This is a genomic window from Burkholderia sp. Ac-20392 (assembly GCF_017104585.1).
In the GTDB taxonomy this organism is placed as follows: domain Bacteria; phylum Pseudomonadota; class Gammaproteobacteria; order Burkholderiales; family Burkholderiaceae; genus Burkholderia; species Burkholderia lata.
Genome location: NZ_JAAGPB010000337.1, coordinates 1 through 9,730, shown reverse-complemented (window position 1 = coordinate 9,730; position 9,730 = coordinate 1). Strand labels below are relative to the sequence as shown.

6 protein-coding genes are annotated in these 9,730 nt (G+C 67.6%); 3 read left to right on the top strand and 3 right to left on the bottom strand.

The window, feature by feature from the left end; translation table 11 throughout:
- The coding region (locus G3N99_RS27955; RefSeq protein WP_206124002.1) for a sulfurtransferase at nucleotides 1-744 on the bottom strand (744 nt) is incomplete at its 3' end.
- Between the two features lie 216 nt (nucleotides 745-960).
- Between G3N99_RS27955 and dnaE the strand changes: the two genes are divergently transcribed.
- From dnaE to G3N99_RS27940, 3 genes are all read left to right on the top strand, one after another.
- Nucleotides 961-4,491, top strand: coding sequence for a DNA polymerase III subunit alpha (gene dnaE, locus G3N99_RS27950; protein WP_174947434.1), 3,531 nt, complete (start codon nucleotides 961-963; stop codon nucleotides 4,489-4,491).
- Between the two features lie 308 nt (nucleotides 4,492-4,799).
- A complete protein-coding gene (locus G3N99_RS27945; RefSeq protein WP_206124003.1) occupies nucleotides 4,800-5,894 on the top strand; it encodes a glycosyltransferase family 9 protein in 1,095 nt (364 codons plus the stop codon).
- Nucleotides 5,895-6,082: 188 nt separating this feature from the next.
- Entirely contained in the window at nucleotides 6,083-7,261 is a 1,179-nt protein-coding gene (locus G3N99_RS27940; RefSeq protein WP_206124001.1) for a glycosyltransferase family 9 protein, read from the top strand.
- A 135-nt stretch (nucleotides 7,262-7,396) separates the two neighbouring features.
- Here G3N99_RS27940 and G3N99_RS27935 read toward each other — a convergent pair whose 3' ends face one another.
- Together G3N99_RS27935 and G3N99_RS27930 are read right to left on the bottom strand one after the other, a co-directional pair.
- A complete protein-coding gene (locus G3N99_RS27935; protein ID WP_206124000.1) occupies nucleotides 7,397-8,677 on the bottom strand; it encodes an O-antigen ligase family protein in 1,281 nt (426 codons plus the stop codon).
- A gap of 135 nt (nucleotides 8,678-8,812) precedes the next feature.
- The gene (locus G3N99_RS27930) at nucleotides 8,813-9,655 is read right to left on the bottom strand and encodes a glycosyltransferase (RefSeq protein WP_174942722.1); all 843 of its coding nucleotides are present in this window, start codon (nucleotides 9,653-9,655) and stop codon (nucleotides 8,813-8,815) included.
- Nucleotides 9,656-9,730 lie beyond the last annotated feature (75 nt).

The following is a 9,730-nucleotide window of genomic DNA, read 5'->3' as shown; positions in this document are numbered from 1 at the left end:
GTTTTCGGTGGGCTGGAGTTGCGGGTTCAGCGCGGTGCGGTAATCGAACACGAAGCAGTCGCCGTGATAGTGCGCGCCGCCGACTTCCTCGAAGTACTTCAGGATCCCGCCTTCGAGCTGGTACACGTTCTCGATGCCGATTTCCTTCATGTGGATCGCGGCTTTCTCGCAGCGGATGCCGCCCGTGCAGAACGACACGACCGTCTTGCCTTCGAGGTCGGCGCGGTTCGCGTCGATCACTTCCGGGAATTCGCTGAACTTGTCGATCCGGTAGTCTAGTGCGTCGTCGAACGTGCCGACGTCGACTTCGAATGCATTGCGCGTGTCGAGCATCACGACCGGGCGGCCCGTGTCGTCGTGGCCGCGGTCGAGCCACGTCTTCAGCGTCTGCGCGTCGACGAACGGCGCGCGGCCGAGTTCCGGCTTGATCGCCGGCTTCTTCATCGTGATGATCTCGCGCTTCAGGCGCACGAGCATGCGGCGGAACGGCTGCGAGTCGGACAGGCTTTCCTTGAACTGCAGCGTCGCGAACTTGCCTTCGAACAGCGGATCGTGGCGGAGGTACGCGATGAACGCGTCGGCGGCTTCGCGCGTGCCGGCGATGAACAGGTTGATGCCTTCCGGCGCGAGCAGGATCGTGCCGCGCAGGTCGAGTTCGTTGCAGCGGGCGGTGACGAGCGGGCGCCATTGCTCGTTCGTGTCGAGCGACACGAAGTGGTAGGCGGCGAGGTTGACGATGGTCATGATGGTCCGACGGGAAAACGGCCGCACGGCGGCCCGCAAAAAAGGGTGCGAAGCCGGGGCGTTGATTCGAAAAACCGTATTATCCCGCAAACCGCGCCCAGGCCGGCATCCTGCCGTTTGGCCAGCCGCGCGACGTGCGGTCGCGTGCATCGGCCGAACGGCCAGGGCGGGGATTTTTTGGGCAGCCTGCGCGGCGGGCCGGCTACAATAGCGCCCATGTCAGATCCCCGCTTCGTCCATCTTCGCGTTCACTCCGAATTCTCGATTGCCGACGGCATCGTGCGCATTGACGACATCGTCAAGGCGGCGGCCGCAGACGGTCAGGGCGCGCTCGCGCTCACCGATCTCGGCAACGCATTCGGCCTCGTCCGTTTCTACCAGGAAGCCCGCGGCAAGGGCATCAAGCCGATCGCCGGCTGCGACGTCTGGATCGCCAATCCGGACGACCGCGACAAGCCGTCGCGGCTGCTGCTGCTCGTCAAGGACAAGGTCGGCTACCTGAATCTCTGCGAGTTGCTGTCGAAGGCGTGGCTCACGAACCAGTACCGCGGCCGGGCGGAACTCGACGCGAGCTGGCTCGACGGCGAGCTTTCGCAGGGGCTGCTTGCGCTGTCTGGCGCGCAACAGGGCGATATCGGGCTCGCGCTTGCCGCGGGCAACGAAGAGGCCGCGCGCCGTCACGCCGAGCGCTGGGCGAAGGTGTTCCCGGGCGGTTTCTACATCGAGCTGCAGCGTTACGGCCAGCCGGGCGCCGAGGCGTACATCCAGCAGGCCGCGACGCTCGCCGCGGCGCTGAAGCTGCCGGTCGTCGCGACGCACCCGACGCAGTTCATGACCGACGACGATTTCACCGCGCACGAGGCGCGCGTGTGTATCTCGGAAGGCGACATCCTCGCGAACCCGCGGCGCCAGAAGCGGTTCACGACCGACCAGTATTTCCGCACGCAGGACGACATGGCCGCGCTGTTCGCCGACCTGCCGTCAGCGATCGCGAACACGGTCGAAGTCGCGAAGCGCTGCAACCTGAAGCTCGAGCTCGGCAAGCCGAAACTGCCGCTGTTCCCGACGCCGGACGGCATGTCGCTCGACGACTACCTGGTCCAGCTGTCGAAGGAAGGGCTCGAGACCCGTCTTGCGCAGCTGTATCCGGCCGAAGCCGAACGCGACGCGCAGCGCGACACGTACTACAAGCGCCTCGAATTCGAGTGCGGGACCATCACGAAGATGGGCTTCCCGGGCTACTTCCTGATCGTCGCGGACTTCATCAACTGGGCGAAGAACAACGGCGTGCCGGTCGGCCCTGGCCGCGGCTCGGGCGCCGGTTCGCTGGTCGCGTACGCGCTCGGCATTACCGACCTCGACCCGCTGCGCTACAACCTGCTGTTCGAGCGTTTCCTGAACCCGGAACGCGTGTCGATGCCCGACTTCGACATCGACTTCTGCCAGCACGGCCGCGACCGCGTGATCCAGTACGTGAAGGAGAAGTACGGCGCGGACGCCGTGTCGCAGATCGCCACCTTCGGTACGATGGCCGCGAAGGCGGCCGTGCGCGACATCGGCCGCGTGCTCGACCTCGGCTACATGTTCACCGACGGCATCGCGAAGCTGATCCCGTTCAAGCCGGGCAAGCACGTGACGATCGCCGACGCGATGAAGGAAGAGCCGCAGCTGCAGGAGCGCTACGACCACGAGGACGAAGTGCACCAGCTGCTCGATCTCGCGCAGCGCGTCGAGGGCCTCACGCGTAACGTCGGGATGCACGCGGGCGGCGTGCTGATCGCGCCCGGCAAGCTGACCGATTTCTGCCCGCTGTACACGCAGGGCGACGACGGCGGCGTGGTCAGCCAGTACGACAAGGACGACGTCGAAGCCGTCGGCCTCGTGAAGTTCGACTTTCTGGGTCTCACGACGCTGACGATCCTCGACTGGGCCGAGCGCTACATCCGTCGCCTCGATCCGTCGAAGGCCGACTGGTCGCTCGCGCAGGTGCCGCTCGACGATCCCGCCTCGTTCCAGATCCTGAAGAAGGCCAACACGGTCGCGGTGTTCCAGCTGGAAAGCCGCGGGATGCAGGGCATGCTGAAGGATGCGCAGCCCGACCGCTTCGAGGACATCATCGCGCTCGTGTCGTTGTACCGTCCGGGCCCGATGGACCTGATCCCGAGCTTCTGCGCACGGAAGCACGGGCGCGAGAAGGTCGACTATCCGGATCCGCGCGTCGAACCCGTCCTGAAAGAGACCTACGGCATCATGGTCTATCAGGAGCAGGTGATGCAGATGGCGCAGATCATCGGCGGCTACTCGCTCGGCGGCGCGGACTTGCTGCGTCGCGCGATGGGCAAGAAGAAGCCCGAGGAGATGGCCAAGCACCGCGAGATCTTCGCGGAGGGCGCGGCGACGAACGGCCTCACGCGCGAGAAGTCCGACGAGATCTTCGACTTGATGGAGAAGTTCGCGGGCTACGGCTTCAACAAGTCGCACGCGGCCGCCTATGCGCTGCTCGCGTACTACACCGCGTGGCTGAAGGCACACCATCCGGCCGAATTCATGGCGGCCAACATGACGCTCGCGATGGACGACACCGACAAGGTGAAGATCCTGTTCGACGATTGCGTCGTGAACAACCTCGCCGTGCTGCCGCCGGACATCAACCAGTCGCATTACCGCTTCGAGCCGGTCGCCGAAGCCGACGGCAAGCGCTCGCGCACGATCCGCTACGGTCTCGGCGCGGTGAAGGGCAGCGGCCAGAACGCGATCGAGGAAATCCTGCGCGCCCGCGAGGAAAAGACGTTCACCGACCTGTTCGACTTCTGCGAGCGGATCGACCGGCGCGTCGTCAACCGCCGCACGGTCGAGGCGCTGATCCGTGCCGGCGCGTTCGATTCGCTGAACACGAACCGTGCGCAGCTGATCGCGTCGGTGCCGCTGGCGATGGAAGCGGCCGACCAGGCCGAGGCGAACGCGATGCAGGCCGGCCTGTTCGACATGGGCGCCGAGTCGCCGCATGCACATGCGCTCGTCGACGAGCCTGCGTGGGACGACAAGCGCCGCCTGCAGGAAGAAAAGGGCGCACTCGGCTTCTACCTGTCCGGCCACCTGTTCGACGCGTATCGCGACGAGGTGCGCCGCTTCGTGCGGCAGAAGGTCGGCGACCTGAAGGAAGGGCGCGACAAGCTCGTGGCCGGCATCATCGCGTCGCTGCGCACGCAGATGACCCAGCGCGGCAAGATGCTGATCGCGCTGCTCGACGATGGCTCGGGCCAGTGCGAGATCACGATCTTCAACGAGCAGTTCGAGGCGAACAAAGCGCTGTTCAAGGAAGACGAGCTGCTGATCGTGCAGGGGCAGGCGCGCAACGATGCGTTCACGGGCGGCATCCGCTTCACGGCCGATACCGTGATGGATCTCGAGCGCGCGCGCAGCCGCTATGCGCAGGCCGTTCGGCTGACGATGAACGGCAACGCCGACGCGGCCGCACTGCGCCGCGTGCTCGAGCCGCACGTGTCGAAGGACGATCCGGCGGCGAGCGTGGTCGAAGCGCCGGCGCCGCGCGGCGGCGGGCGCGATGGCGGTCGTCGCCCGCAGGCGCCGCTGCCGAACGGGCTCGCGGTCCAGGTCCACTACAGCAATGCGCGTGCACAGGGTGAAATGCGCCTCGGCGACGCATGGCGCGTGAAGCCGAGCGACGTACTGCTCGCAGAGCTGCGTGCGACGTTCGACGGCAGCGTCGTCGAAATCACGTACTGACCGCGCCACCACCGGACGGCTGTTGCACCATGCGGCCCGTCGCATCGCCATCGTGCGATGCGGCGGGCCGTTTTTGCATGTTCGCGCAAACGAGTCTTGGGCTGGCCATCCGGACGCTATACAATCGCGCGCTAGCCGCACGAACGCGGCGTCGACTGTCGCTCGTCCGGCGGGTCGCGCCGGTATCGCGCACATAAACGGGGGCGGATCCGTGCGGCGAGCGGTGACATGCGACCAGGCCGCCCCGGAACCGGATGCCGTGGAACGGCCCGTCGCGACGACAAAAAACTGACAGTCTCCACATGACCATGGCCAATGTGAACCCGACGCAGCGGATCCTCGTGATCCGGATCGATTTTCTGGGCGACATGCTGTGCACCACGGCGTTTCTCCGCGCGCTGAAGGAGCGCTGGCCCGGCGCGGAACTCCATGTGGTCGCGAACCGCTACAACGCGGCCGCGCTGGCCGGAAACCCGGACGTCGATACGATCCACACCTACGTCTATAGCCGTCAATGCGAGCGCAACGACCGTCCCGGACGGATGCGCGCATTCTTCGACCGGCTGCGGCTCGTGCGTCGCCTGCGTCGCTTGCGGTTCGATCTCGTGGTCGTGCCGAACGGCGGCATGCATCGCAGCAGCATGCAGTTCGCGCGTCAGATCGGCGCGAAGGATTGCCGCTGGCACGATGCCGAGACCGAATTCGACGATCGCAAGCCCGATCACGTCGCGCAGCGGCCGATGTGTCACGAAGCGCTGTCGGGTTTCCGGCTCGTACCCGAACTCGGCCGCGCCGATCTCGACCGCCTCGCGTTGTCGGTTCATCCCGACCGTGCGCTGCAGGACGCGTGGTATCGGTTGCTCGGCGTGCGCACGAAACCGCGCGTCGGGCTGTTCGTGACGAACAAGGCGGCTGAGCGCCGCTGGCCGGCGGATCGCTGGCGCGACCTCGCCGAGCGGCTTGCGTCGTATGCCGACGTGATCGTGTTCCGTGACCCGGCCATCGGCCATGCTCCCGAGGACGACTCGTGGCGCGACGTGTGCGCGCGCCATGTCGCGCCGTCGTCGGTTGCCGAGCTGGTGGCCGCGGCGAGCCTGCTCGATGCGATCGTCTCGGCCGACAGCGCCCCCGTGCATCTCGCGTCGGCGCTCGGCGTGCCCGTCGCCGCGTTGTTCGAGGACCGTCCCGAGAAATACCTGCGCTGGCATCCGCTCGGCGTGCCGCACGTGATCCTGCGCGCCGGCGCGACCGTCGACGCGATCGGCGTCGACGAGGTCGAGCGCGCGGTGAACCACCTGCTGCCGCAAGCCACTCATCGCGACGAACCTCTGGCCGATGCGGCATACGCGCGGCCGGCTGCTGCTGCCGCGGCGGCGCCGGTGGTCATGACCGTCGCTTCGTAGCACCACGGACATCGCAAGCACCGCGTACGGCACCGGCACCGGCACCGGCGCGCGGTGCGCCTGCCCCGTCGCACCGCTACGAGCGGGGTCGCATCAGGCCGGCCGCACGGCCGATTCGCCACGCCGCGCCGGCTGCTGCAAAATCCTGTACATTGCCAGCCTTGTTCAGCCAGCCAGACACACCCGCCGTGGCCCTGTTTTCTTCTGCCCGCCCGCCCAGAACCATCCTCGTTGCCGCGCCGCGCCGTATCGGCGACGTGTTGCTGACGACACCGCTCGTCCGTTCGCTGAAGGCCCGCTGGCCGGAAGCGCAGATCGACATGCTGGTGTTTCGCGGTACCGAAGGCGTGCTCGAGCACAATCCGGACGTGCGGCACGTGATCGTCGTCGCGCAGCGCGCGGGATTCCGCGAGCGGCTGCGTGACGCGCTGTCGATGTGGCGCCGCTACGATCTCGCGTGCGCGGCGCTGAGCTCCGACCGGCCGCGTTTCTACAGCTGGTTCGCGGGCCGCAAGCGGGTGGGCCTCGTCGATCCGAACCGCGTGACGTGGCTCACGCGAATGATGCTGAACGGGATCGCGATCAATCACCACGAATCCGCGCACACGGTCGTCAGCACGCTTGCGCTCGCCCCCGTGATCGGCATCGAGCCGGTGTCCGAGGTCGTTGCGCCCGGCATCGGCGATGATCCGGCTCGGCGCGCGCGCTTCGACGCGTGGCTTGCCGAATCGCCGGCGATCCGCGACGGCAAGCCGCTGGTCGTCCTGCATCCGTATCCGATGTTCCGTTACAAGCAATGGCGGGTCGACGGCTGGGTCGAGATGATCGGCTGGCTGCGCGAGCACGGCTTCGCGGTCGCGCTGTCGGGCGGCCCGGCCGACAGCGAGCGCGAGTATGCGGAGCAGGTTGCAGCCGAAGCGGGTGGCGACGTACTGAACCTGGTCGGTCGCCTGACGTTCGGCGAAAGCGCCGAACTCGTGCGGCGCGCACGGCTTTTCATCGGGCCCGACACTGGCGCGACGCACGTCGCGGCCGCGACCGGCACCGACACGATCGCGCTGTTCGGCCCGTCCGACCCCGTGCGCTGGGGGCCGTGGCCGCAGCACTGGCCGGCGACCGAGAATCCGTGGCCGCTGCGCGGCTCGGGGCGGCACGGGAACGTGTGGCTGCTGCAGGGGGAGGGCGATTGCGTGCCGTGCCGGCACGAAGGCTGCGAGCGCAAGGTCGACAGCCGCAGCGACTGTCTCGTCAATCTCGGTGCGCAGCGCGTGAAAGCCGCGGCGGCCGAGATGCTCGGGCTGAATCCGCCGGGCCCGGCCGCAGCCGTCGTCGATACGTCGCGACTGCATCGCACCGGATCCGACTGACGCGCGGCCAACGCGCGTTTCCTGCTGGTCGCAGGCGGCTTGTGTCGCGACGAGCCGTGCAGCCCGTTTCCTTTGGAAATACTGAGCTCCGCGGTGGCCGAAGCCGGCCGCCGGCGGAGCGTAGGCCGCTGCGCGTTACGCGCTGCGCCGGATCGCCGACGTCTCGCGCGGCAGCGCCTCGGCGCGCTCGCCGCAGCCGAGCAGGATGCCGGCCAGCAGCACGATCAGGTGCCCTTCGGCGAAATCGAGCAGCAGCGAATTGGCGAGACTGCCGATCGCGAAGATCGCGAGCCAGCCCAGCAGCAGGTGCCGCGAGCGCGGATCGAGCGTGCGGCTTCCGCGCGCGATCTGCACGATCAGGTTGACGAACAGCAGCAGGCCGACCGTGCCGAGCTGTACGGCCATCAGCAGGTATTCATTGTGCGGGTTCGACGTGAGCTGGCCTTCGGCTGCCGTCTTGCCGGCCGTGAGCCTCTCGAATTCGGATTCGAGGCCGCCCGCGCCGTAGCCGATCACCGGGCGCTGGCGGTACAGCTCGAGCCCCTTCTTGTACCACTCGAGGCGCAGCCCGGTCGACGTGGCCGCATCGCTCTGCCGGTATTGCTGCACTTCCGTCACGACCTTCGTCAGCCGGCCGTTGTGAACCGTGCATGCAGCGACCACGAGCGCGATGCCGGCCAGCACGAACACGCCGGCGGCGAGCCCCGCGCGCAGCGCCGATTGCCGGCGCAGCAACAGCACGAAACGCACGGCGACGACGAGGATCAGCAGCAGCGCGATGACCTGCCCGGTGCGTCCCTGCAGCATCACGAACACGTTGACGAGCGACCACGCGGCAACGCCTGCATACGCGGCGCGCGACAGCGCCGTGCGAGCCGCCAGCGCGAGATCGGCCGCCTGGTAGAACAGCAGCGCGCCGAACATCCCGGCGGCGATGTGGTTCTTGAACACCCAGGCGCGCGACAGCGGCAGTTCGGTCGCGTGCGCGGGCCCGATCGCGGTCAGGCCGAGATAGTTGGTGGTCGACAGCAGCAGGATCACGCACAGCGTGCCGAACCAGCAACGGCGCACGATCGACGCCCAGTTCGAATGGCGGAAGGCGAGCACGGCGAACGGCAGCAGCAGCAGCTTGTCGTACTTGGCGACCCAGTTCCACGCCTTGTTGTGCGGCGCGACCGTATAGGTGATGCTGGCGGCCAGCGCGGCCAGGATCAGCAGCGCCGCGAGCGAGGCCGGGTCGGTGACGAACGAGCGCAGGTCGCGCCAGAATTCGGGGGAAATCACGAGCGCGGCGGCGAACAGCCCGCAGAACACGTTGGTCAGCGCGGTCGAGACGGGCACCATGCAGAGCGCGGCGACGGCGAATGCACGGGCGGCGGTCAGGCGCCGCGAGGCGGGAGCGGAAAACGAAAGCATCGGAACCTGTCGAATGGACGAATGCGGCTTGCGTACGTCTTGCTGCGCGCCGCGCGCCCCGGCGGGAGATCCGGGACGAACGGCGCAGAGTATACGCGAAGCAGGGCGCGTTTCCGTGTCGTTTTTGGGGCTCGATCAGCTGAACGCGCGCTTGATCCGCGAGCGCAGCAGTGCGCGCTTCAGGCGCCCTTCGACTGCCGGCGTGTCGAGCGCGACGCGCGTGCCGGCCGGTTCGCCGCGATGCAGGAAGTAGCGGTCGAACGTCGCCTGGGTCATGCCCCATTTGTTCAGAAACTGGCGGCGACCGTCGTTCTTGACGATCTTGCCCGTGCTCTTCTGCTGGAAGTGGTAGACGAGGCTGTCGCCGACTCCGACGAAGATCCGGCAGCCGGCATCCCAGAATTTCATCGAGAAGTCGTTGTCGCTGCTCATGCCGGGCGACAGCTCGCTGCTGTAGCCGCCGATCCGGTTCCACCAGTCGCGGTGCACGAGCGTCGGCGGCCAGGTCGAGCCGAGCCAGTCCGCGCGCACGAGTTTCGGGGCCGCGGCGACGAGGCCCGCTGCATCGAAATGTTCGGCGTCGCGGCCGAAATTGCTGACCACCACGCACGGGTTGCGCGTGTCGACCGGCTCGACCATCGTGCCCGACAGCATGAAGAGGTCGGTCGGCATCTGTTCGATGCGGCGCACGAGCGCCGTGTCCCAGCCGGGGCAGCAGAACATGTCGTCGTTCATGTAGACGACGTAGTCGCGCGTCGCGCGCGCGGCGGCCCAGTTCACCGCGTGGCAGATGCCGATGTTGGTCGGCGACGCGGTGTGCTCGATGCCTTCGCTGCGCACCCAGTCGAGCGTGCCGTCCGAGCCGTCGTTCACGTGCACGATGATCTGGTGGTCGTACGCCGAGTGGCGGCGCAGGCTGTCGACGACGAGCTTGAGGTACGGCAGGTTGTTCCAGGTCGGAATGATGATGGAGAACATGGCGGTCGGATTCGGTAGTCGTCGTGGCGGGCGGCGCGCGGCGCCGCCGGTCGGGCGGGCACGCGCGGCGCGGGC

Bases quoted from the DNA above. Each gene is read 5' to 3' on its own strand.
- G3N99_RS27945 (WP_206124003.1), top strand. From the start codon at position 4,800: ATGGCCAATGTGAACCCGACGCAGCGGATCCTCGTGATCCGGATCGAT.
- G3N99_RS27930 (WP_174942722.1), bottom strand. From the start codon at position 9,655: ATGTTCTCCATCATCATTCCGACCTGGAACAACCTGCCGTACCTCAAG.
- dnaE (WP_174947434.1), top strand. From the start codon at position 961: ATGTCAGATCCCCGCTTCGTCCATCTTCGCGTTCACTCCGAATTCTCG.
- G3N99_RS27935 (WP_206124000.1), bottom strand. From the start codon at position 8,677: ATGCTTTCGTTTTCCGCTCCCGCCTCGCGGCGCCTGACCGCCGCCCGT.